The 20,607-nt window shown below is 71.2% G+C and carries 23 protein-coding genes; 12 read left to right on the top strand and 11 right to left on the bottom strand.

The annotated features are described in order from the left end of the window. Positions 1–180: 180 nt before the first annotated feature. Positions 181–1,551, top strand: coding sequence for an HNH endonuclease signature motif containing protein (locus tag BUR99_RS06345; protein ID WP_074259567.1), 1,371 nt, complete (start codon positions 181–183; stop codon positions 1,549–1,551). 96 nt (positions 1,552–1,647) lie between these two features. Here the strand turns inward: BUR99_RS06345 and BUR99_RS06340 are convergent, their stop codons facing one another. Next, positions 1,648–2,163 carry an EXPERA domain-containing protein gene (locus BUR99_RS06340; protein WP_084183725.1) on the bottom strand — a complete coding sequence of 172 codons (516 nt, stop codon included), beginning with the start codon at positions 2,161–2,163 and terminating at the stop codon, positions 1,648–1,650. 92 nt (positions 2,164–2,255) lie between these two features. Here BUR99_RS06340 and BUR99_RS06335 point away from each other — a divergent pair, with 92 nt between their 5' ends. The 6 genes from BUR99_RS06335 (at position 2,256) to BUR99_RS06310 (ending at position 8,182) form a co-directional block, all read left to right on the top strand. Then, on the top strand, positions 2,256–2,627 hold the full coding sequence (locus tag BUR99_RS06335) for an ArsR/SmtB family transcription factor (protein ID WP_074260238.1): 372 nt from the start codon (positions 2,256–2,258) through the stop codon (positions 2,625–2,627). Continuing rightward, a complete protein-coding gene (locus BUR99_RS06330) occupies positions 2,624–4,330 on the top strand; it encodes a SulP family inorganic anion transporter (RefSeq protein ID WP_084183723.1) in 1,707 nt (568 codons plus the stop codon). Before BUR99_RS06335 ends, BUR99_RS06330 begins: the two co-directional genes overlap by 4 nt. Before the next feature lie 101 nt (positions 4,331–4,431). Further along, positions 4,432–4,764, top strand: a complete 333-nt coding sequence (locus tag BUR99_RS06325) for a YciI family protein (RefSeq protein ID WP_074259565.1) — start codon at positions 4,432–4,434, stop codon at positions 4,762–4,764. Beyond that, positions 4,764–6,038, top strand: coding sequence for an RNA polymerase sigma factor (locus BUR99_RS06320; RefSeq protein ID WP_074259564.1), 1,275 nt, complete (start codon positions 4,764–4,766; stop codon positions 6,036–6,038). Before BUR99_RS06325 ends, BUR99_RS06320 begins: the two co-directional genes overlap by 1 nt. 54 nt (positions 6,039–6,092) lie before the next feature. Then, positions 6,093–7,481, top strand: a complete 1,389-nt coding sequence (locus BUR99_RS06315) for a sensor histidine kinase (RefSeq protein ID WP_074259563.1) — start codon at positions 6,093–6,095, stop codon at positions 7,479–7,481. Beyond that, a complete protein-coding gene (locus BUR99_RS06310; RefSeq protein ID WP_074259562.1) occupies positions 7,478–8,182 on the top strand; it encodes a response regulator in 705 nt (234 codons plus the stop codon). The genes BUR99_RS06315 and BUR99_RS06310 overlap by 4 nt, the downstream gene beginning before the upstream one ends. 12 nt (positions 8,183–8,194) lie before the next feature. Here the strand turns inward: BUR99_RS06310 and panD are convergent, their stop codons facing one another. Next, on the bottom strand, positions 8,195–8,608 hold the full coding sequence (gene panD / locus BUR99_RS06305; RefSeq protein ID WP_074259561.1) for an aspartate 1-decarboxylase: 414 nt from the start codon (positions 8,606–8,608) through the stop codon (positions 8,195–8,197). A 59-nt stretch (positions 8,609–8,667) separates the two neighbouring features. On the opposite strand from panD, the gene BUR99_RS20670 reads away from it, so the two are divergent. Next, positions 8,668–8,910, top strand: coding sequence for a DUF2510 domain-containing protein (locus BUR99_RS20670; RefSeq protein ID WP_074259560.1), 243 nt, complete (start codon positions 8,668–8,670; stop codon positions 8,908–8,910). Between the two features lie 3 nt (positions 8,911–8,913). Here BUR99_RS20670 and BUR99_RS06295 read toward each other — a convergent pair whose 3' ends face one another. Then, positions 8,914–9,297, bottom strand: a complete 384-nt coding sequence (locus BUR99_RS06295) for a cupin domain-containing protein (protein ID WP_074259559.1) — start codon at positions 9,295–9,297, stop codon at positions 8,914–8,916. Positions 9,298–9,389: 92 nt separating this feature from the next. Here BUR99_RS06295 and BUR99_RS06290 point away from each other — a divergent pair, with 92 nt between their 5' ends. From BUR99_RS06290 to BUR99_RS06280, 3 genes are read left to right on the top strand one after another with little or no spacing between them, the layout of a single operon-like run. Further along, complete coding sequence (locus BUR99_RS06290) at positions 9,390–9,731, top strand: ArsR/SmtB family transcription factor (protein WP_074259558.1); 342 nt, start codon at positions 9,390–9,392, stop codon at positions 9,729–9,731. Next, positions 9,724–10,197 (top strand): SRPBCC family protein, encoded by a 474-nt coding sequence (locus BUR99_RS06285; RefSeq protein ID WP_074259557.1) that lies wholly within the window; start codon positions 9,724–9,726, stop codon positions 10,195–10,197. Before BUR99_RS06290 ends, BUR99_RS06285 begins: the two co-directional genes overlap by 8 nt. After that, the gene (locus BUR99_RS06280) at positions 10,197–10,757 is read left to right on the top strand and encodes a dihydrofolate reductase family protein (protein ID WP_074259556.1); all 561 of its coding nucleotides are present in this window, start codon (positions 10,197–10,199) and stop codon (positions 10,755–10,757) included. Before BUR99_RS06285 ends, BUR99_RS06280 begins: the two co-directional genes overlap by 1 nt. A 42-nt stretch (positions 10,758–10,799) precedes the next feature. Here the strand turns inward: BUR99_RS06280 and BUR99_RS06275 are convergent, their stop codons facing one another. The 5 genes from BUR99_RS06275 to BUR99_RS06255 are packed head-to-tail and all read right to left on the bottom strand — an operon-like array spanning position 10,800 to position 16,125. Next, complete coding sequence (locus BUR99_RS06275) at positions 10,800–11,534, bottom strand: type 1 glutamine amidotransferase (RefSeq protein WP_074259555.1); 735 nt, start codon at positions 11,532–11,534, stop codon at positions 10,800–10,802. A gap of 14 nt (positions 11,535–11,548) precedes the next feature. After that, positions 11,549–12,616: a dipeptidase gene (locus tag BUR99_RS06270; protein ID WP_074259554.1), complete on the bottom strand. Its 1,068-nt coding sequence runs from the start codon at positions 12,614–12,616 to the stop codon at positions 11,549–11,551. Between the two features lie 10 nt (positions 12,617–12,626). Further along, entirely contained in the window at positions 12,627–14,651 is a 2,025-nt protein-coding gene (gene menC / locus BUR99_RS06265) for an o-succinylbenzoate synthase (RefSeq protein WP_074259553.1), read from the bottom strand. Beyond that, positions 14,648–15,361: a MurR/RpiR family transcriptional regulator gene (locus tag BUR99_RS06260; protein ID WP_234980768.1), complete on the bottom strand. Its 714-nt coding sequence runs from the start codon at positions 15,359–15,361 to the stop codon at positions 14,648–14,650. The genes menC and BUR99_RS06260 overlap by 4 nt, the downstream gene beginning before the upstream one ends. Next, a complete protein-coding gene (locus BUR99_RS06255) occupies positions 15,358–16,125 on the bottom strand; it encodes a GNAT family N-acetyltransferase (RefSeq protein ID WP_143231518.1) in 768 nt (255 codons plus the stop codon). The genes BUR99_RS06260 and BUR99_RS06255 overlap by 4 nt, the downstream gene beginning before the upstream one ends. A gap of 127 nt (positions 16,126–16,252) precedes the next feature. On the opposite strand from BUR99_RS06255, the gene BUR99_RS06250 reads away from it, so the two are divergent. Beyond that, positions 16,253–17,389: a M20/M25/M40 family metallo-hydrolase gene (locus BUR99_RS06250; protein ID WP_074259550.1), complete on the top strand. Its 1,137-nt coding sequence runs from the start codon at positions 16,253–16,255 to the stop codon at positions 17,387–17,389. A gap of 7 nt (positions 17,390–17,396) precedes the next feature. On the opposite strand, the gene BUR99_RS06245 is transcribed toward BUR99_RS06250, so the two are convergent. The 3 genes from BUR99_RS06245 to BUR99_RS06235 are packed head-to-tail and all read right to left on the bottom strand — an operon-like array spanning position 17,397 to position 20,602. Beyond that, positions 17,397–18,638 carry a C39 family peptidase gene (locus BUR99_RS06245; RefSeq protein ID WP_143231517.1) on the bottom strand — a complete coding sequence of 414 codons (1,242 nt, stop codon included), beginning with the start codon at positions 18,636–18,638 and terminating at the stop codon, positions 17,397–17,399. Between the two features lie 13 nt (positions 18,639–18,651). Then, the gene (locus tag BUR99_RS06240; RefSeq protein WP_234980767.1) at positions 18,652–19,479 is read right to left on the bottom strand and encodes a serine hydrolase; all 828 of its coding nucleotides are present in this window, start codon (positions 19,477–19,479) and stop codon (positions 18,652–18,654) included. 13 nt (positions 19,480–19,492) lie between these two features. After that, positions 19,493–20,602, bottom strand: a complete 1,110-nt coding sequence (locus BUR99_RS06235; RefSeq protein WP_074259547.1) for a C45 family autoproteolytic acyltransferase/hydrolase — start codon at positions 20,600–20,602, stop codon at positions 19,493–19,495. Positions 20,603–20,607 lie beyond the last annotated feature (5 nt).

Genomic DNA, 20,607 nt, shown 5'->3' with positions numbered 1-20,607 from the left:
CGCGTCGGCCGGGCCACCTCCTGTGGAGAACTCCCGCCCGGCGGCCCTGTGGAGGAAGAGTCGTTCGAAACAGCCGATGAGCAGGTGTTTTCGTGATGACTGGAATGTCAGTGGGTGGTGGCAGTGTGGTCGACATGGCAGGCATTCCCGAGGCGCTCGAGCAGGTACGCTCGGCGCTTCATGCCGCGCTCGATCTCGACCCACCGCGGGGACTCGGTGATGACGAACTGCTCGTCGCGATGGGGGGCCCTCGAAGGCGTCGGGCGGTTGCTCGACGCGCACCGTGCCGCCTTCGCCGGTGAGGTCGCCGAACGCAGCCGGGTCGAACTCGGCGCCGGGCGCCTGTCGACGCGCAAGGGGTGCCGGTCTGCGGCCGAACTGATCGAACGGGTCACGCAGGTCTCGGGCGCCGAAGCGCGCCGCAGAGTCTCGGTCGGTACGGCGACCCTGGCCGATACCGGCCTGACCGGGCAGCCCGTGCCGGCGGCGCATCCGCACGTGGCCGCTGCACTCGTCGCAGGCTCGCTCGGCCTCGACGCGGCAGCGACGATCGTTCGGGAACTCGGTCGCACCCGCACCGTGGCCGACCCCACGCGACTCGATGTCGCCGAGCGTGAGCTCGTCGACCAGGCGACCGGAACGGGTGACGCGGCACCGGTGCGTGCCAGCGCCGACGAGCTCGCCGTGCAGGCCCGCGCGTGGGCGGTGTTCCTGGATCAAGACGGGCCAGAACCCGACGACGAACGCGCGATGCGCCGGCGTGGGTTCCGGGTCGGGCGCGCACGCGACGGACTCATCCAGATCTCGGGCGAGTTGCTGCCCGAGGTCGCGGCGAAGCTGAAGCGCCTCCTCGATGCGCACCTCTCGCCCCGCAGCGGCGGCGGATTCCTCACCGACACCGAACGCTCCGACCTCGCGGTGCAGGCCGAGACCCGCACCACCGAACAGCAACGGCACGACGTGCTCGCCGCGATCATCGACACCGCGGCGCGCTCCGGCGAACACCCGAGCATCGGCGGCGCAGCACCGACGGTGCTCGTCAGCGTTCGGGCAGTCGACCTCGAGACCGGCTCCGGTGCCGGGCACGCCGACGGCGTCGAACTGCCGATCTCACTCCGCGCGGTGCGGCACATGGTCTGCACCGGCGGCATCCAGACCGTGATCTCCGACGCCGCGGGCCGCATCATCCGCCTCGGTTCACCTGAACGCTGCTTCACCCCGCACCAACGACGGGCGATCACCCTTCGCGACGGCGGCTGCCTCATCCCCGGCTGCACCGTGCCCGCCGCGTGGTGCGAGATCCACCACGTCATCCCCGACGCGCGCGGCGGCCCCACTCACACCGACAACGGTGTGCTGTTGTGCTGGTTCCACCACCGCACGATCGACACCTCGGGATGGGCGATCCGCATGCGGCGCGGGGTGCCCGAGATCCGGCCACCCGTGTGGCTCGACCCGGGCGGCAGCTGGCGCAAGTCGACCACCTCACCCACCCGACTCGCCGATCGACTCGACGACGACCACGCTCCACCTGAACGCAAGACGGCGTGACAGGTCGAGGGCGGCTTCGAGATCACATCGGGCTCCGTCACGGTTCGCTGGAGGTGCGACGCTCAGGGTGTCGGCGAGCCGATGCATCCGCTGCGCTCAGAACCGCCGTGTGAACGGCGAGGGCTTCCGCATGCGCACGAGCAACACGATCGGAATGAGCACGTACGGCAGGTTGAACGCCAGGAACTTCACGGGGTTCGTCGTCTGCCACTCGGGCTCGCCGAAGAACTCGACGCCGAACACGATGATGCCCGTGATCGTCGAGATCATCGTCGCGTAGATGACGCTCGGCAACTGGATCCAGTTCCACCCGCGGATCAGTGAGAGCACCAACACGATGTAGAACGGCATGTAGACGAACGCCGAGAGCCCGGTGACGATGCGCATCCACACGGGCGGCTCCATGAAGAGCGGGTCGGTGTCGCTCGCGTACCAGTAATTCGAGTTCACGAAGAAGTTCGACGAGGGCGACGAGATGTCGACGCCGAGCGTCGGCAGCATGTCGCTGATCAGGCTCGTGATCGTGAAGAGCGAGAAGACGACGATGAAGAACCAGTCGAACGGACGTTCACGCAGCGGCAGGTTCGGCACGGGCCCCGGTTCGGCAGTCATGGATCGAGAGCGTAGCGGCGAGCGCGGCATCCACGCAGCGGCGACCGTGTGACATGATGATTTCATCAATCCATAAACCCAGGGAGATGCCGATGCTCTCGGACCCCAACCGCCCGCTGTACGAGGTGAAGGCCGGCCTCTTCAAGGGCCTCGCCCATCCGATCCGCATCCGCATCCTCGAGGTGCTCTCGACCGCGCCCGAGGCATCCGTCTCGGAGCTCATCGCGGCGACCTCGCTCGAGGCATCGCACTTGTCGCAGCACCTTGCGGTGCTCCGTCGCAATCGGCTCGTCGTGGCCGACCGACGCGGCAGCCTCGTCTACTACCGGCTGGCCTACCCCCAGGTCGCCGACCTGCTGCGCGTGGCTCGCGCGCTGCTCGGTGAGATCCTCGAGACCACCCAGCGCCAGCTCGTCGACCAGGGCGGGCTGCCCGAGATCCCGCCGGTGAGCGTGCCGGCATGAGTTCGACGCCGTCCGGCCTGCCCGCCACCGGGTCGACGACGGCCCCTGCGAGCCAGTGGCGACGGGCGGTGCGCCACCTGCGCAGCCTCGCGCCCGCGGCATCCGACTACCGCGACCTCCGTCGCACGTGGCGCGGCGACCTGGCCGCAGGTGTCACCGTGGGCATCGTCGCGTTGCCGCTCGCGCTCGCGTTCGGCGTGAGCTCCGGCGCCGGCGCCGAGAGCGGGCTCGTGACGGCGATCGTCGCCGGGTTCGTCGCCGCGGTGTTCGGCGGCTCGAACGTGCAGGTGTCCGGTCCGACCGGCGCCATGGTCGTCGTGCTCGGCTCCATCATCGCCGCGCACGGCACAGGTGTGCTCGCGGTGGTCTGCCTGTTCGCGGGCCTCATCGTGCTCGCCGCCGGCGTACTGCGCCTCGGCCGCGCGGTGACCTACATCCCGTGGCCGGTGATCGAGGGGTTCACGCTCGGCATCGCGGTGATCATCTTCCTGCAGCAGGTGCCCGCGGCGCTCGGCGTCGCCCCCGGACCCAGCCCGAACGCGGCGCTCGCCGCCGCCGAGGCGATCCCCACGGCCGCATGGCCGGAGCTCGGATGGAGCCTCGGCATCGTCGCCGTGGTGGCGGCGATCATGCTGGTGGCGCCGCGCATCCATCCCCGCTTCCCCGGCTCGATCGTCGCGATCGTCGCGGTCAGCGCGATCGCGGCCGGCTTCAGCCTGCCGGTCGACACGATCGGGCAGCTGCCGGTCGGCCTCCCGGCACCCACGCTGCCGAACGCCGACTGGGCGACGCTCGCCGGCCTCGCCGGTCCGGCGTTCGCGGTCGCGGCCCTCGCCGCGATCGAGTCGCTGCTCTCGGCGCGCGTCGCCGCCTCGATCTCCGACACCGGCCCGTACGACGCCGACCGCGAACTCGTCGGCCAGGGCCTCGCGTCCGTCGCGGCGGGCTTCTTCGGCGGGATGCCGGCGACCGGGGCGATCGCCCGCACCGCGGTGAACGTGCGCTCGGGCGGTCGCACCCGGCTGGCTGCGATCACCCACGCGGTGCTGCTGCTCCTCGTCGTCTCGTTCGGCGCGACGGTCGTCGCCGAGATCCCGTTGGCCGCACTCGCCGGCGTGCTGATGGTCACGGCGTTCCGCATGATCTCGATCGCGACGGTGCGCACCATCGTCGGGTCGACCCGGGCCGACGCGATCGTCTTCGGCGTCACCGCGATCATCACGGTGAGCTTCGACCTCATCTACGCCGTGCTCATCGGCATCGCCGCCGCGGCGTTCTTCGCCCTGCGCGCACTCGCCCGCTCGAGCGGTGTGCACCGCGAGGAGCTGCCGGGCCCGGCCGAGCCCGGCGACGAACGCATCGCCCTGTTCCGACTCGAAGGGGCGCTCTTCTTCGGCGCCGCCGAACGCATGCTCGAGCGCGTCGGCGACATCCGGGGCATCGAGGTCGTCATCATCCGGATGTCGCAGCTGCAGATCCTCGACGCCACCGGAGCACAGGTCATCACCGAGCTCATCACCGCACTCGAACGGCGGGGCGTGACCGTGCTCGTCAAGGGCATCCAGACGCAGCACCTGCGCCTCGCCGAGCGAGTGGGCGTGATCGCCTCGCTCCGGCACCAGAACCACCTCTTCGACGAGCTCGCCCCCGCGGTCGAGCACGCACGGAGCCACGTGCGTCGCGCTGAGACGTCTCGCGGCTGACCTCGACCGAACGAGTTTCGGGCGCATTGTCGATTCCCGGCCGACGAGCGCGTCGGTATGGTGACGGCACGAATCGGTGCCGCAGGAGAGAGGATGACGACATGTCCAAGTACCTGATCCTGATCTACCAGGACGATGACGCCGCCCAGTCGGAGGGCGAGACGGTCAACCCGGCCTACCGCGAGTTCATGGAGCGCCGTGCGGATTCACTGCTCGGCGGTGCGGCGCTCGAATCACCCGCCTCCGGCACCTCGATTCGGCACGACCACGACGGCAGGGTCGTCGTGACCGACGGCCTGTTCACGGAGTCGAAGGAGGTCATCGGCGGGTATTTCCTCGTCGAGGCCGCCGACCTCGACGAGGCGCTCGCGATCGCGTCGGAGGTGCCGGCCGGCGCGGGCGTCGAGGTGCGGCCGGTGCGGCTGGTGAGCTGATGGCGTCGGCCGCCAGTCCGACCCCCGCACCCGCCGATGTCGCCGCCGCGGTCGCGGAGGCGCATCGCCGGGAGTGGGCGTTCGTGCTGGCGGCCACCATCCGGGTGGCGGGCGACATCGACACGGCCGAGGAGGCCGTGCAGGACGCGTACGCCAGCGCGCTCGCCATCTGGGGCGCCCGCGGCATCCCATCGAATCCGGGCGCGTGGCTCACGACGACGGCACGCCGCCGGGCCCTGGACGTACGTCGGCGCGACGCCACGGCCCGCCGAGCGCTGCCGAAGCTCGTCGACCCCGAGCCGCCGCCGCTCGACGAGCTCGCCGACACGGGCGAGTCGATCCCCGACGACCGGCTCGCGCTCGTCTTCACCTGCTGCCATCCCGCCCTCGCGGCCGAGGCGCGCGTCGCGCTCACGCTCCGCCTCGTGTGCGGGCTGTCGACGGCGGATGTCGCGCGCGCGTTCCTGGTACCGGAGGCCACGATGGCCGCCCGCATCACGCGGGCGAAGCAGAAGATCACGACCGCCGGCATCCCGTATCGGGTGCCGTCTCCCGATGAACTCGGCCCGCGCCTCGAGAGCGTGCTGGCCGTCGTGCACCTCGTCTACACAACCGGCCACACCGCGCCGTTCGGCGTAGAGCTCATGCGCCGCGACCTCGCCGAACGCGGCCGGGAGCTCGCACGCCTGTTGCGGGTGCTGCTGCCGGACGATCCGGATGTCGCGGGCCTGCTCGCCCTCGTCGTGCTCACCGACGCCCGCCTCGACGCCCGACTTGATGACGACGGCGAAGTCCTGCTCATGGAGGAACAAGATCGTTCGCGCTGGAACCGGCGGGCGATCGCGGAAGGTGCGGCCCTGGTACGTGAGGCGTTACGGGCCCGACCCCCGGGCCGGTACGCCCTGATGGCCGCCATCGCGGCGGTGCACGACGAGAGCCCGTCATGGTCGGAGACGGACTGGGTCGAGATCCTGGGCCTGTACGACCTGCTGGTGGACGTCTGGGTGTCGCCGGTGGTGCGACTCAACCGGGCGATCGCGCTGGGCTTCGCCGAGGGCCCCGCCGAAGCGCTCGCCGAACTCGACGAGCTCGCCGCCGACCCACGACTCGCGCGCTACCCCTACCTCTCGGCAGCACGTGCCGATGCGCTGCGGCGTCTCGGTCGCAGCACCGAGGCGCGACTCGCGTACGAGGAGGCGCAGATCCTGACCGATAACGCGGCGGAGCTGGCATTCCTGCAACGACGGGTCGACTCCATCGACGACCCGCACTGACTTCTCCGTCGCATGGCGGATCCCGTGGCTCCGCCGCGTCGATAACGTGGACGGATGACCGAGAACACCGCTCCCCCCGTCGTCGAGGGCGTGGAGTGGGTACGCCCGCGACCGGGCCGTCACGCCATCCGCAACGACGTGATCCTCGCCCTCGTGCTCGCCGTCGGTACCGCCGCGACGGTGGTGCTCTACCGCTTCGCGGGTTGGGGCGAGGGCGACGGGGAGGGCGAAGCCGCCCCGTGGTGGGGGTCGGTGATCTGGATCGCGGCGATGACGCTGCCGCTCGCAGCACGCCGCCTGCAGCCCGAGATCGTGGCGCTCGTGGCATCCGTCACCTTCATCGTCGGCGGCGTCGTGCCCGTCGGCGATGCGCTCTTCAGCAACATCTGCCTGTTCGTGGCGATCTACACGGTCGGGGCGTGGGGCCGCAGCCGCCGTCGGGCGACGATCGTGCGCGGCATCATCGTCGCCGGCATGTTCGGGTGGCTCTTCTGGGGCCTCGTCTACTACTCCGCCGTGCAGGACTACCTGCCCGACTTCTCCCGCGAGGGAACCCTCTCGCCCTACCTCGCGTACGGGCTCATCAACGTGCTCACGAACCTGCTCTACTTCGGAGGCGCGTGGTACTTCGGCGACACGGCCTACCGCTCGGCGCGGTCGCGCGCCGAGCTCGAGCAGCGCACCGCCGAGCTCGCGTCGGAGCGCGAGCGCACCCGCGCCCAGGCCGTCGCCATCGAGCGGTTGCGCATCGCCCGCGAGCTGCACGACGTCGTCGCCCATCACGTCTCGGTGATCGGCGTGCAGGCGGGCGCCGCCCGACGCGTGCTCGCGAAGGATCCGGCCGCAGCTGCCACCGCGCTCTCGTCGATCGAGTCGAGCGCCCGCGACGCCGTCGACGAACTGCACGGCCTGCTCGGCACCCTGCGCGGCGACGCGGAGACCGGGCCGGGGGTCGCCGTGCTCGACGACGCCCTCGGCCTGGCCGGCGATGACCGCGAGCCCGCGACCACGAGCACCTCGACACGGGGCATCGCGCGCCTCGACGAGCTCGTGGCCGAGTGCGCGGCGAGCGGCCTGCCGACGACGCTCGCGATCGTCGGCGACCCGGTCCCGGTCTCCGCGGTCGTCGACCTCAGCGCCTATCGCATCGTGCAGGAGGCGCTCACGAACGTGCGGAAGCACGCGGGCGCCGCCGCGACCGCCGAGGTCAGGGTGCGCTGGGCCGATGGGTCGGTCGAGATCGAGGTGACCAACTCCGGCCCCGTGCTGCGACCGACGAGCGACTCGGCAGCGGATGCCTCGAGCCGCCGCCTCGGCCAGGTGGGCATGCGCGAGCGGGTCGCCGCGGCCGGCGGCCGACTCGAGCTCGGACCGCGGGCGCGCGGCGGCTACCTCGTGCGCGCCGAGTTCCCGCTGCGGCGGACCGAGGAGGTGCGCGCGTGAGCATCAGGGTGCTCGTGGTCGACGACCAGTCGCTCGTGCGCGGCGGATTCCGCACGATCCTCGACTCCGAAGACGGCATCGAGGTCGTCGGCGAGGCCGCGAACGGCGAGGAGGCGATCGACGCAGTCGCGGCGCTCTCGCCCGACGTCGTCTGCATGGACGTGCAGATGCCCGGCATGGACGGACTCGAGGCCACGCGGCGCATCACCGCCGACGAGGCATCCGCTGCCGCCGTGCTCGTGCTCACGACCTTCAATCGCGAGGACTACCTGTTCGCCGCGCTCGAGGCGGGCGCGAGCGGGTTCCTGCTGAAGAACTCGAGCCCCGAGCAGCTCATCGAGGCGGTGCAGGTCGTCGCGCGCGGCGACGCGCTGCTGTCGCCGGATGTCACGCGGCGCGTGATCGAGGCCGTGGCGAGCCGCGCCGGCCGCGCGAGTGCGGCGCCCGCCGACAGCGCGGAGTCCACCGGCAGTGAGCCGAAGCCGTCGCCCGAGCTCGACACCCTCACCGACCGCGAGCGCGAGGTGCTCGAGCAGCTCGCCGCCGGCCTCTCGAACGCCGAGATCGCCGAGCGGCTCTGGGTAGGCGAGGCGACAGTGAAGACCCACGTGTCGAAAGTGCTCATGAAGCTGGGCCTGCGCGACCGCGTGCACGCCGTCGTCTACGCCTACGAGCACGGGGTCGTACGCGCCCGGCGCTGACGGCCTGCTCCGTCAGGCGACGGACTGCGGCGAGCGCTGCGCTCCGCTCGCTCCCGGTTCGCCTGCGTCGTTCCCGAGCGCGACGACGGCGTTCGCGGCATCGACGTGCACGATGCGCGGCTCGAACGTGCGCGCGTGCGCGTCGTCGAACTGCGCGTAGCTGATGACGATGACGAGGTCGCCCTCGTGCACGAGATGCGCAGCCGCACCGTTGATGCCGAGCACGCCGGAGCCGCGTTCGCCCTCGATGACGTAGGTCTCGAGTCGGGCGCCGTTCGTCACGTCGACGATCGAGACCTGCTCGCCGGGGAGCAGGTCGGCCGCGTCCATGAGGTCGCGGTCGACCGTGACGGAGCCGACGTAGTGGAGGTCGGCGTGCGTGACGGTGGCGCGGTGGATCTTCGACTTCAGCATGGTCCGGAGCACGACTGCCAGCCTACGGATGCCGCGTCGACTCCCGGACACGGAAGTGTCATACTCACCGAATGTCCGAGCCTCTCGCACCGCCACTGACCGATGACGGCCTGGCAGAAGAAGGATGGTACCCAGACCCCGAGACGCCGGGGATTCTTCGTTGGTGGGACGGCGGATCGTGGTCTGAGACTGATTCCAAAGTCGACGGAGACGACGGCTACCCGGCCTGGCATCCGGAGTTCCACCGGCAGTTCATCAGATCGGCCCTCGAAACGGTCTTCGTCAAGGTCGCAGCGCGGACCTGGTGGAGGTGACCCTCAGCCGAGCTCGCGCAGCTGCGCAGTGCGCTCGCTCGGGGTGTCACCCGTGTTCACGGTGCCGCGCGGCTCGATGAGCATCGCCGAGACCTCGCCGTCGGCGCGCGGGCAGTGCTCGACGCCGCGCGGAACGACGTAGACGTCACCCGCGCCGAGCTCGACGTCTCCGTCGCGCAACTGGATCACGAGTCGGCCCGAGACCACCATGAAGAACTCGTCGGTATCGGGATGCGTGTGCCAGGTGAATTCGCCCTGCGCCTTGAAGACCTTCACCTCGTAGTCGTTCACGCTCGCGAGCCGGTGGGGTTGCCAGGGCTCGGTGAAGGAATCGAGGGCGGCCTGCAGGTTGCGCACATCGTGCTCGTTGCGAACATCGTCGGTCATCGCGTCATTCTCCTCGCAATTCCGGAGTGTCCCTTGACGCGGGCGCGTGGTCGACGTAATGTAAGCAAATCATTAATTAAGGAGTTGCTTACATGCAGCAGGGGCCCGACGAGCTCAGCCTCGTGTTCCAGGCGCTCGCCGATCCGACGCGACGCGAGATCCTCTCGCGCCTGCGCGGCGGACCGACGACCGTCGGAGAACTGGCAGAGCCCTTCGCGATGAGCCGGCCCGCGATCTCCCAGCACCTCAAGGTGCTCGAGCGCGCCGGGCTCATCGAGCGAACCGCGTCGGCCCAGTGGCGCACCTGCACCCTCCGCACCGAGCCGCTCGACGAGGCATCCGCCTGGGTCGAGCGCCATCGCGGCGAATGGAACGCGCGCTTCGACCAGCTCGACGAGCACCTCCGCACGAGGAAGGGAACGACCGATGCCTGAACAGACTGGCACCGCGACGAAGCAGTTCACCATCACGCGCGTCTTCGACGCGCCGCGCGATGTCATCTGGCACGCGTGGACAGACCCCGACGAGGCCGCGGCGTGGTGGCACCCCGCCGGCGTCGTCACGCCGCGCGAGTCCGTGGAGCTCGACGTGCGCCCCGGCGGGCGCTACCGCTACACGATGATCGCCCCCGACGGCTCGGAGTACCCGACGGCGGGCGTCTACCGCGAGGTCGTCGAACCCGAGCGGCTCGTCTTCACGTGGGGCATGCCGGGTGACGACGACGCCCCGCTCATCACGGTGACCCTGGTGGACCTCGGCGAACGCACCGAGATGACGTTCCACCTCGTCGGCATCGCCGGGGTGCCGGGCGACGAGAACGTCTACGACGGCTGGGCGAGCGCCTTCGACGTGCTCGACGCGCGACTCGAGACCCCGGTCGACGACGGAGGGCAGCGCTGATGGGCCGGCTCACCGTCGAGCAGATCGTCAGTGTCGACGGGTATGCGGCCGACCTCGACGGCGGCCTCGACTTCATCGGCGTCGCCCGGGGCGGCAATCCGAACGACCACGATCAGCTCGCCTTCCTCGCCGACGTCGATGCGATCCTGCTCGGCGCGAACACCTACCGGATGTTCGCCGAGTACTGGCCGGTCGCCGACCCCGAGGTCGAAGTCGTCGCCGAGCCGATCAACCGCCTGCCGAAGTTCGTGATGTCGAACACCCTCGAGGCGGCGCCGTGGGGCGATGGATCGATCGAGATCCTCCGCGGCGCCGCGACCGAGGCCACCGCCGACCTCAAGACCCGGCACGAGCACATCGTCGTCTGGGGCAGCCTCACCCTGGCCGACGCGCTCTTCCGGGCGGGGCTCGTCGACGTGCTGCGCCTGCGCGTCGTGCCGGTGCTGATCGGCGCCGGGCGCCCGTTCACCCCGGCGGACCTCGGTGATCGCCCGCTGGAACTCGACCACGTGGCCCCTCACCCGAGCGGCCACCTCGGCCTGACCTACCGGCTGAGCTGAGCGGCGCCCGACTCACACGGCGCGGGCTCAGCCCACACGTGCTCAGCCGACGCGCGTGACGCGCGAGGCGACGACCTCGGCCGCGAACGCCGTCGCGAGCCGGGCGCAGCGCGCCGCGGACTCCTCCTCGTGCACGAGGGCCGCATCGACGAGCTGCTGCTTGTCGATGCCGGCGGCGGCGAGCGCGGCGTCGTCCCACTTCTCGAGGTCGAGCGCTCCCGCCTCGGGGTGGAACTGCACCCCGCGCACGTGGCGGCCGAGCCGGAAGGCCTGGTTGACGCAGGCATCGCTCGAGGCGAGGAGCACTGCGTCATCGGGCAGGCGGGTGATCATGTCCTCATGGTTCTCGATCACGTGCGCGACCGGCGAGAGCGGCGACAGCACGGCGTCATCGAGCCCCTGCTCCGTGACGAAGACCGGCGTCGCGCCGCGCTCGGGGGTGCCGAAGGAGGCCCGCACCTCGCCGCCCGCGACATGGGCGAGGATCTGGGCGCCCAGGCAGACCCCGAGGGTCGGGATGTCCCCGGCGATCGCCTCGGCGGCGAGCTCCCGCTCCCGGGCGAGCCACGGGGCGCGATCGTCGTCGTCGGGCATGAGCCCGCCGCCGAGCATGATCAGGCCGTCGAACGAGCCGAGGTCGTCGGGCAGCCCCTCCTCGCCGACGACCACGACGAGATCGAGCCCCGACTCCTCGAGCCACGGCCGCATGCGCCGCAGGCTGCTCGGGCGGGAGTTCACGACCACGAGCACCTTCGGGCCGTCGTTCACTGTCTCCATCTCGGTTCTCGCTCTCACATCTCGACGGGTCGGCTGGCGCCGGCACCCGTGAATCCCAGGTAGTCGTCATCGGATGCCGCGACCACGCGCAGCACGTTCTCGGTGCCGAGCTTGCGCAGCTCGGCCTCCGTCCACCCGCGGCGGGCCAACTCGGCGAACAGCACCGGGTAGCCCGAGACGTCGCCGAGCCCGTCGGGCATGTCGTCGGTGCCGTCGTAGTCGCCGCCGAGGCCGACACCGTCGATGCCCGCGACGTTGCGCACGTGCTCCACATGGTCGGCCGCGTCGGCGACGGTGACGGGCGGCTTCGGTCCGGTCTCCCCCGCGTTGACCCAGTCGCGGCGGCCTGCCGTGAGGAACGACGGCACGAAGGTGACCATGTAGACGCCGCCGCCGTCGGCGACCCGGCGGATGATGCGGTCGGGCATGTTCCGCGGATGCGGGTTCAGGGCCGCGGCACTCGAATGGCTGACGAGCGTCGGCCGGGTCGAGGTGTCGAGCGCCGCATCGGCCGTCGCGACCGAGACGTGCGCGAGGTCGACGAGCATGCCGATGCGGTTCATCTCCGCCACGACCTCACGGCCGAACTCGGTGAGCCCGCCGTGCCGCGCCTCATCGGTCGCAGAGTCCGCCCAGTCGCTCGTCGACGTCCAGGTGAGCGTCATGTAGCGCGCACCGAGCCGGGCGTACTCGCGCAGCACCGCGAGCGAGCCGTCGATCTGGCCGCCGCCCTCGACGCCGATCATCGAGGCGATCCTGCCCGCGCCCATCGCGCGTCGCGCCGTCTCGGCGGTCGTCGCGAGCTCGAACGTCTCGGGGTAGCGGGCGGCCATGCGGTGCACGAAGTCGATCTGCTCGAGCGTCGCGCGCACGGCCGCGGCCCCCTCGATCGCCGAGTCGACCCACACCGACCAGAACTGTCCGGCGACGCCGCCGTGGCGCAGCTTCGGGATGTCGGTGTGGAGGAGGGTCGGCTCGGTGCCGTCGAGTCCCTCGACCGAGTAGCCGTTATCCGCGCGCGCCGTCCACGGCAGGTCGTTGTGGCCGTCGAAGACCGGGATCTCGAATCGCTCGTACTGCATGTCGCCGTCCTCAGTGGTCTCGGGAGATCAGGTGGGTCTGGAGCCGGGTCGTCAGCTCGGCGTCGAAGGCTCGCGGCACGCCGTCGAGCTCTGCGACCGCGACGGCCGAGCGGGTGCTCGAGAGCAGCCAGATGTCGTCGGCCGAAGCGAGCTGTTCGACGCGCACGGGCTCGCGGTGCGTCTCGTGGCCGAGCGCGGCGAGCATCTCGATCGCGCTCGCGAGCGTCGTTCCGGCGAGGATGCCGTCGTCACTCGGCGGGGAGACGAAGCGATCGCCGAACCGCAGCAGCACCGTCGAGGAGGGCCCTTCGAGCACGAAGCCGTCGATGCTCGTGAAGATGACGTCGGCGGCGCCGCGGCGTGCCGCCTCCCGCAGCACCGACTTGTTGACCGCGTACGACAGCGACTTCGCCCCCTGCAGCAGCCACGGCGAGGTGCGGGCGACGTCGTGCCGGTAGCCGCGGTCGAGCGTGACGACGGCGACGCCCTGCTCGCGGGGCACGGTGAAGTCGGCGGCATCGGCGAGGTAGACCCAGCCCACCGGTACGCCGGCTCCCTCGACGCCGCGCGTCATCACGAACTTGACGAAGCCGTCGGCGGAGCTGTCGTGCGCCGCGATCGCGGCGTGGATGGCGTCGCGCCACACGTCGAGCTTCGGCGCGGGCAGGTCGAGCAGCGCGGCGGAGCGGGCGAAGCGCTGCAGATGCTCCTCGATCGCCTGCGGACGGCCGCGGTGCACGCCGAGCGTCTCGAAGATGCCGTCGCCGCGGGTCGCGCTCAGGTCGCGCACGTCCAGCTGCGGCGCGTCGACGTCGGCACGGCGGAACGGGGTCTCCACGACCGGCCCGCCCTCTGCCGCGTCGTCGACCATGACGAGCACGGCTGCGGATGCCCCGGCCCGCGTGTCGTCCGGCGAGGCGCGCGCATCGGAATCGAAGCTGCGCTCGAGGTTCTGCTCGATCCAGGCCAGGTCGACCTCGAAGCCGATGCCGGGCCCGGTCGGCACGTTCACGACGCCGTCGCGCGCGGTCACGGCCGGCACGATCACGTCGCGTGCGTAGTACTTGTCGGACCCTGAGACATCCGAGGGGTAGCTGAAGTGCTCGAGGGAGGAGAGGGCGAGGTTCGCGGCTCGCCCGATGCCGAACTCGTGCATGCCGCCGCACCACACCGGGATGCCCGCCTCGACGGCGAGGTCGTGCGCCGCCTTGGCGACCGTCAGACCGCCCATGCGGGAGACCTTGATGTTGAGCACCCGGCCCGAGCCGAGCGCGATCATCGTTCGCAGGTCGTCGAGCCGCACGATGGACTCGTCGAGGCAGACGGGCGTCTCGATGCGCTCCTGCAGGCGCGCGTGGCCGACGAAGTCGCCGGGCGCGAACGGCTGCTCGATCATGCTGAGCGACTCGGCGTCGAATGCCGCCAGCCGCTGGATCGTGTCGTCGTCGCTCGGGTAGGCACCGTTCGCGTCGACGTGCATCAGCAGGTCGGGGAACGCGCGGCGCACCTCGCGCACGGGGTCGAGATCCCAGCCCGAGGCGATCTTCAGCTTCACCCGGGCGTAGCCGGCGTCGAGCTGCGCCGCGACCTGTGCGAGCAGTTCGTCGATGGTCGGTTCGATGCCGAGCGAAACTCCGGCGGCGACCTCGGTGCGGGTGCCGCCGAGCGCCTCGGCGAGCGGGATGCCGCGCGAGGTCGACCAGAGGTCCCACGCGGCGCCGGCGAAGCCCGCCTTCGTGAACTCGTATCCGCGGATCTTCGCCCAGAGGGCGTCGACCTCGCCCGGGTGCCCCCACTCGGCGTCGAGCACGAGCGGCACGAGGTAGCGGGTCGCGATCGACCAGGCCGTCTCGGTGTTCTCGGCCGTGAAGTACGGGTCGCTCGGCGAGGCGATCTCGCCCCATCCGGTGGCGCCGGTGTCGTCGGTGAATCGCACGAGGATGTGCTCGAGGCCGGTCTTGCGGTGCGAACTCGTCTGGAAGCCGTGCACGAGGGGCAGGCTCACCTGGAAGAGTTCGATGCGGGTGACCCTCATGGTGCGTCCTCGTCGTTCCGGTGGTCGAAGTACAGGTTCATCTCGTGGTTCAGCTCGTCGCGCGTGGCCAGCCGTCGACGGGCGCCCTTGGCGCTCGCGGTCGTGAGCGTGCTGAGCAGGTGGCAGACGGCGGCGACCGAGGTCGGCGAGTCGGCATACGATGCGGATCCGGTCTGCAGCACGATGAGCGAGGTCGCGAAGGGCGCGAGCGGCGCCGCCTCGCTGTCGGTGAACACGACGAGTTGACCGCCCGCCTCGCTGAAGAGCCGGCCGAGCGTGACCGTCTCGCGACGGTAGCGGCGCAGCGAGAAGAGCACGAGCACGTCGGTCGAGCGCACGTCGCTGAGCACGTCGAGCGGGTTCAGTGCGTGCCCGTCGATCAGGTAGACGTTCGGCACGGTTGCGGCGAGGTCGGCGTTCAGAAGCGCGGCGTAGGCCGCCGACTTGCCCTCGCCCGCGATGAACTTGCGACGCGAACCGAGGATGATCGCGGCCGCCTGCGGCACGGCCGCGCTCGCGCGGAGGTGCGCGAACGTGCTCTCGAGCGAGGCCGCCTCGGTCTCCATCACGCGGTCCTGGAGCCCCTCGGCCGAGAGGTTCTTGCGCATGCGCACACCGAACCGGGCCTCGGGCGAACTCAGCGTGCGGTTGAGTTCGTGCTCGAGCTGATCGTGCTCGAGCTGTTCGTCGCTGCGTGCCTGCATCGTCATCGGAGCCGCCCGCCTGCCGCCGGCACGGCGAGGTAGGCCGAGACATCCGCATCGACGCGCTGGCAGCTCACGAGCACGAAGCCCTGCTCGTGCAGGTGCTGCATGGTGTCGTGCAGCCGGGCCGTGCCCGCTTCGCCGGTCGGGACGACCACCCACCGGCCGGCGCCGTGCGCGATCGCCGCGCCGGGCTCCGCACCCGCGAGCGAGGCGGGCGGACGCTCGGCGCGAACCTCGGCGTAGGGGTCGGCGCCTGCCGCCAGCGGCCAGTCGACGAGCAGCCGGTCGGTGCCGGGTCGCCCGTAGTAGTCGCGCACGAAGGCGGCGCTGTGCGCGCCGAGGATGTCGAAGTTGAAGTGTGCGTTGCGCCCCAGTGCGGGGTCGAACGCCCAGCGCATCGTCGAGACCCCCGAGGCGAGCACGACCTCCCGCTGGCGCAGCTTGAGCAGGCGCCCGATGCCGCGGCCCTGGGCGTGCTGCTCGACGACCGCGGCCTGGGAGTAGTGGAAGACGCCCGACTCATCGGACCCGAGGAATCCGTAGGCGAAGCCGATGAGCTCGCCGTCGGCCCCACGCACGCCGACCGCCGACCCGCCGTTCCGCACGAGGGCGCTCAGCAGGTTGCTGTTCAGCGCGAGTTCCTCCGAGGAGTAGCCGAAGACGCGTCGGTACAGCGCACTCGCCTGCTGGAAGTCTTCGTACCTCGAGAGTTCATGGGTGGTCAGCGGCTCGCCCACCCCGCGGTCTCGCGCCTGTGCTTCAGTCACGCTGTTCATTATACGAATCATATAATTGACTCGTCCAGCGAAATCAGCGCGTTCTTCGCCCGGAATTCTTCGCCCATTGCTCGACGGTGTTGCTACCATATGCTTCATATCTTCGACAAGGAGCGACATGACGCCAGCAGAGGTCGGGGCAGCGGTGGATGCCGCGTGGCACACGGTGCTCGAGCGGCTCGAGCAGCTCGTCCGCATCGAGACCCCCTCGTTCGACGCGGCGGCGAGCGCGCGCATCGCCCGGTTGCTCACGGAGTGGTTCGAGCCGCTCGCGAGCGAGGTGCGGGCCGTCGTCACGGAGGCGGGCACGCACCTGGTCATCGACGTTCCCGGCACTGGTGATGCGGCGCCGCTCCTGCTGCTCGGCCACTCCGACACGGTGTGGGACCACGGATCGCTGACCGGCGACGTGCCGTGGTCGGTCGACGGCGATGTCGTGCGCGGCCCGGGCGTCTTCGACATGAAGAGCGGGCTCGTGATCATGCTCACGGCGCTCGAGATCCTGCGGAATCGCCCGAGGCGCACCGTGCGGATCCTCGTCAACTGCGACGAGGAGGTCGGCTCGCCCACCTCGCAGGAGCTCGTGCGCGCGGCGCTCGACGGCGTCGCCGGCGTCATCGGCTTCGAGTCGCCGCACCCCGACGGCGCATTCAAGGTCGGGCGCGCGGGCAGCACGCGGCTCCGGCTCGAGGTCGAGGGCAGGGCGGCGCACGCGGCGCTCGACCCCGACAACGGCGTCTCGGCCATCGACGAGCTCGTCGACCAGTTGCTCGTCGTGCGCGAGATCGTGGCCGAGGCCTCCGCGACCACGCCGGTGCTCTGCAACGTCGGCACCGTCTCGGGCGGCGCGAGGGCGAACGTGGTGCCCGACGCGGCCTCCGCCGAGATCGGGCTGCGCTTCGTCGACGGCGGATCGGAGCGCCACGTGCTCGACGCGCTCGCCCGGCTCGAACCGATCCGTTCGGGCGCGGTCGTGCGCGCGGTCGTGCTGACGAGCCGCCCGGCTTGGCAGGCGGGCGTCGGCGACGAGGCGCTGCTCGAGGAGGTCGGGCGCGCGGCATCCGCGCTGGAGCAGTCGGCGAGCGGCCGGCCCGCCGCCGGAGCCGGCGACACGAACCTGGTCGGCTCGCTCGGTGTCCCGACGATCGACGGATTCGGTCCCCGCGGCGGCGGCGCCCACGCGGTGACCGAGCACCTGCTGCTGTCGTCGCTGCGAGCGCGCATCGAGCTGCTCACGGCGGTGCTCGCCGGCTGAGCCCCGCTCACCAGTTGCGTTCCTCACCGGGCACGGCCGGCAGGCGCACGTCGGCGGGGCGCATCACGTAGACCACGCCGCCGCTGCCGCCGGCGCTTCGCAACCAGGCGCGTTCGAATGCCGCGCGCGGATAGCTCCGGCGAACGGCCGTGTTCTCGGGCGCCGCAGGGTCGTTCACGACGACGTCGCCATCGACCGTGAACCCGGCGATGACGAGCAGATGCCCCTCGGTGACGTACCCGGCCTCGGGGAGCTCGTCACGAGTGAACGCGACCGAGGCGATGAGCGGGATGCCCGCGGCGATGAACCGTTCGGCCTCGTCGAGCGAGCGCAACCGGGTGACGAACGACTCGAGCCCGTTCCGTGCGGCGAATGCGGCGTTGAACGCCCAGTTGCCCGTGCCGGCGTACCCGTGGTCGTAGCACCCGGCGGCGGCCCAGACGACCTGGGGGTCGCCGTTCGGCGCCTCGATGCCGGTCAGGGCGTCGTCCGAAGGCAGTCGGTCCCAGAAGCCGAGCACCATGGCGGTCGAGGTCGGAGAGCACCAGGCCTCCCCGCCCCCGCCGAGGTCCACGCGCGCTCCGCGGTGCAGCTGCTGCGAGAACCGCGGCACGTCGAGCGCCATGCCGCGGGCGCCGAGCCGGTCGGCGTGGTCGTCGTGGTCGGCGTGGTCGGCGTGGTCGTCGTTCCCATGCCCGTGCCCGTCGTGGAATGGCTGAGGCTCGGGCGTCGGGTCGTCGATCGCCGAGACCATCGCCCCCACCATCACGAGCGAGGCATCGACTTCAGCTTCGACCTCGTCACCGCGGGCGAAGGTCACGCGAAGCCGGTACGCGGTGAACGCCCGACCCTGGGCGGCGACGAAGGTGTCGGCGTGTACGGATGCATCCGCGTCACGCTGCCCGGAAACGGTCGTGCGCCGGATGCCCCCCGCTGCATCGTCGCGCTCCGTCCACCGGGCGAGCACGAACCAGGCGGTCCACGACCCGTCGGCGTTCCGGACGCTGAGCTCGAGTTCGATCCACGTGCCCGGCGGGGTGATCGCGTGCCACGACAGGATCGCCTCGGTCGCCGGGAACGGCACCTCGACGGCGGCGGAGGTCCACCGGTGCGGCGGCGGCGCCGAAGCGGCATGGCCCGCAGGCGCCGGCCTCAGGCGAGCCGCCTCGTCGACGACGGTGCCCTCGAACGTTCCCCGGGAGAACCCGGTCGCCCCGCGCACCTCACTGAACTGCACATGCCGTGCCATCCGATTCCCCGTCTCAGCCGTGCAGGAGATGGTCGCGGATGACGTCGCCGGCCTCGCGCATCGTCGCGAGCGCCTCGTCGCGGTGATCCGAGCCCCGCTCCCAGTTCGCGAGCACCGAGTACGCCACGCGGCGCTTCGGCGACATCGCCACGCCGATGTCGCCGCGCACGCGGCTCGTGGTGCCGGTCTTGTTCCACATCCAGATGTCGCGGTCGTAGAAGTAGTGCGCGAGCGGGTCGAGGCCCCAGGCCGCCGCCACCATCGAGCAGTCCATGCCGGCGCCGAGCCACCGGCGCAGGGTGTCGCACCCGGCCTCGGTCAGCACCTCGTTCTTCGCGACGCGCGCGACGAAGTCCGTGAGCTCTCGGGCACTGCCGGTCGAGAGGTTCGGAGGGAAGCCCGTCGGAATGGGCCAGCGCACGATGTCGTCGAGCGAGCTCCGGGTGTAGCCGAGGGCCGCGGTCGACGCGTGCACCGCATCGAGCCCGACCCGGCGGCACATCGTGTTCGTGGCCGCGTTGTCGCTCACCGCGCCGATGAGGGCGCAGAGGTCGTAGATGCTGAGCGTGTCCGCCTGCAGCAGGTACCAGAGTCCCGAGTTGTCCATCCACTCGCTCGGGCGGCGAGTCACCGGCTCGTCGAGACGCAGCTCGCCGCGCTGCTCGAGCTCGAGCACCGTGTGCAGCAGGAACACCTTGCCGATGCTCGCCGTGTCGAGGGCGAGGTCCTCGCCCTGCTCGAAGAGCACGTGGCCCGAGTCGAGGTCGACCGCCTTGGCCGACCAGGTGATGCCCGATCCCGTCGCGAACTCCATGCGCTCCCCCGTTCCGCCCCGCGTCATGCCCGCGCCCCCTTCATGCCCGCGCCTCGGTCTCGAGCACTCGGCCGGCCGCGAAGGCACCGAGCCCCAAGGTCGTCGGCTCGCCGCGCCCCTGCACGATGATGCGGTCGTTCGCCAGATCGGCCACCGTCGTCGTGAAGGTCCAGAGGCCGGTCGAGCGGTTCAGCACGCCGTCGGACCGGAGGGCCGCGAACACCGACTCCGCGTCGAGCACGGCGCCCTGCCGCCCGGCCTGCCGTTCGTCGAGCTGCCCGCTCAGTCGCTCACCGCGCGTGCGGCTCTCGACGAGCGACTCGTCGCCCGCCGCCGGCTGCAGGCCGGGCCCCGGCTCCCCGACGAACCGCAGGTGGTTCGTGTGCCAGAGGCAGGGGGCGTCGGCCGAGGCATCCGTCGTCACGACCATGCCCGCAGCGTTCTCGATCATGACGGCGCGACCGGTCTCGCGGTCGCCGATGTTGAACGAGAACCCGCCGGCGCACGGCACGGACCGGACGCGTTCGATCGCCTCGCGACCCGAGCGGCTCCGCTGTGCGTGCCGGGCGACGAAGTGGCGTCCGGCCCCGTTCTCATCGGGTTCGACGACGGGCAGGTGGTCGAGCCCCCACACCGTGCCCGCCTCGGTGGCGACGAAGGAGTTGGCGGGCAGGAAGCCCGGATACCAGACGACCGTCATGCTCGGGTCGCCCTCGATCACGAGGGTGACGAGGCAGACGTCGTCGGCCGAATCGCCTGCGCCGTCCTCGTTGTGGCCGACGACGAGGGCATCGGATGTCGCGAGTGACACGTCGCTGCACCCGGTGCCGTCCCGGCCGAGGTCGCCGCGGAGGTTGTAGACCCACAGGTCGAACGCGGGCACGCCCGCGCCCTCGGCGAGGAGGTCGAGCTCGCGCGACTCGACCGGGCAGAGCCGGCGCGTGGACGCCTCGATGCGCCGCATGCGCTCGCCCACGACCTCCTGCTCGACACGGGTCATGAGCGCCGACCACTGGGCGTCGGCGTGCGAGCGGATGTCGCGGATGCGCTCGGCGAAGTGCGCGCCGAGCTCGCGGAAGACCGTCTCGCGGTCGCCCGTGACGACGATCCAGGGCAGGCCCGACACCGGAGCGTTCTCGTGAACGGTCACCCGCG

This window comes from Agromyces cerinus subsp. cerinus (genome assembly GCF_900142065.1).
GTDB lineage: Bacteria > Actinomycetota > Actinomycetes > Actinomycetales > Microbacteriaceae > Agromyces > Agromyces cerinus.
The sequence above is the reverse complement of the archived record's forward strand: the minus strand, read 5'-3'. Positions and strand labels throughout refer to the sequence as shown.

Coding starts and splice junctions, on each gene's coding strand:
- BUR99_RS06345 (WP_074259567.1), top strand. CDS start 181: ATGCCGCGCTCGATCTCGACCCACCGCGGGGACTCGGTGATGACGAAC.
- BUR99_RS20670 (WP_074259560.1), top strand. CDS start 8,668: ATGTCCGAGCCTCTCGCACCGCCACTGACCGATGACGGCCTGGCAGAA.
- BUR99_RS06335 (WP_074260238.1), top strand. CDS start 2,256: ATGCTCTCGGACCCCAACCGCCCGCTGTACGAGGTGAAGGCCGGCCTC.
- BUR99_RS06270 (WP_074259554.1), bottom strand. CDS start 12,616: ATGCAGTACGAGCGATTCGAGATCCCGGTCTTCGACGGCCACAACGAC.
- BUR99_RS06295 (WP_074259559.1), bottom strand. CDS start 9,297: ATGACCGACGATGTTCGCAACGAGCACGATGTGCGCAACCTGCAGGCC.
- BUR99_RS06240 (WP_234980767.1), bottom strand. CDS start 19,479: ATGACGCGGGGCGGAACGGGGGAGCGCATGGAGTTCGCGACGGGATCG.
- BUR99_RS06250 (WP_074259550.1), top strand. CDS start 16,253: ATGACGCCAGCAGAGGTCGGGGCAGCGGTGGATGCCGCGTGGCACACG.
- BUR99_RS06285 (WP_074259557.1), top strand. CDS start 9,724: ATGCCTGAACAGACTGGCACCGCGACGAAGCAGTTCACCATCACGCGC.
- BUR99_RS06325 (WP_074259565.1), top strand. CDS start 4,432: ATGTCCAAGTACCTGATCCTGATCTACCAGGACGATGACGCCGCCCAG.
- BUR99_RS06280 (WP_074259556.1), top strand. CDS start 10,197: ATGGGCCGGCTCACCGTCGAGCAGATCGTCAGTGTCGACGGGTATGCG.
- BUR99_RS06315 (WP_074259563.1), top strand. CDS start 6,093: ATGACCGAGAACACCGCTCCCCCCGTCGTCGAGGGCGTGGAGTGGGTA.
- BUR99_RS06245 (WP_143231517.1), bottom strand. CDS start 18,638: ATGGCACGGCATGTGCAGTTCAGTGAGGTGCGCGGGGCGACCGGGTTC.
- BUR99_RS06320 (WP_074259564.1), top strand. CDS start 4,764: ATGGCGTCGGCCGCCAGTCCGACCCCCGCACCCGCCGATGTCGCCGCC.
- BUR99_RS06290 (WP_074259558.1), top strand. CDS start 9,390: ATGCAGCAGGGGCCCGACGAGCTCAGCCTCGTGTTCCAGGCGCTCGCC.
- BUR99_RS06330 (WP_084183723.1), top strand. CDS start 2,624: ATGAGTTCGACGCCGTCCGGCCTGCCCGCCACCGGGTCGACGACGGCC.
- BUR99_RS06260 (WP_234980768.1), bottom strand. CDS start 15,361: ATGACGATGCAGGCACGCAGCGACGAACAGCTCGAGCACGATCAGCTC.
- BUR99_RS06275 (WP_074259555.1), bottom strand. CDS start 11,534: ATGGAGACAGTGAACGACGGCCCGAAGGTGCTCGTGGTCGTGAACTCC.
- menC (WP_074259553.1), bottom strand. CDS start 14,651: ATGAGGGTCACCCGCATCGAACTCTTCCAGGTGAGCCTGCCCCTCGTG.
- BUR99_RS06340 (WP_084183725.1), bottom strand. CDS start 2,163: ATGACTGCCGAACCGGGGCCCGTGCCGAACCTGCCGCTGCGTGAACGT.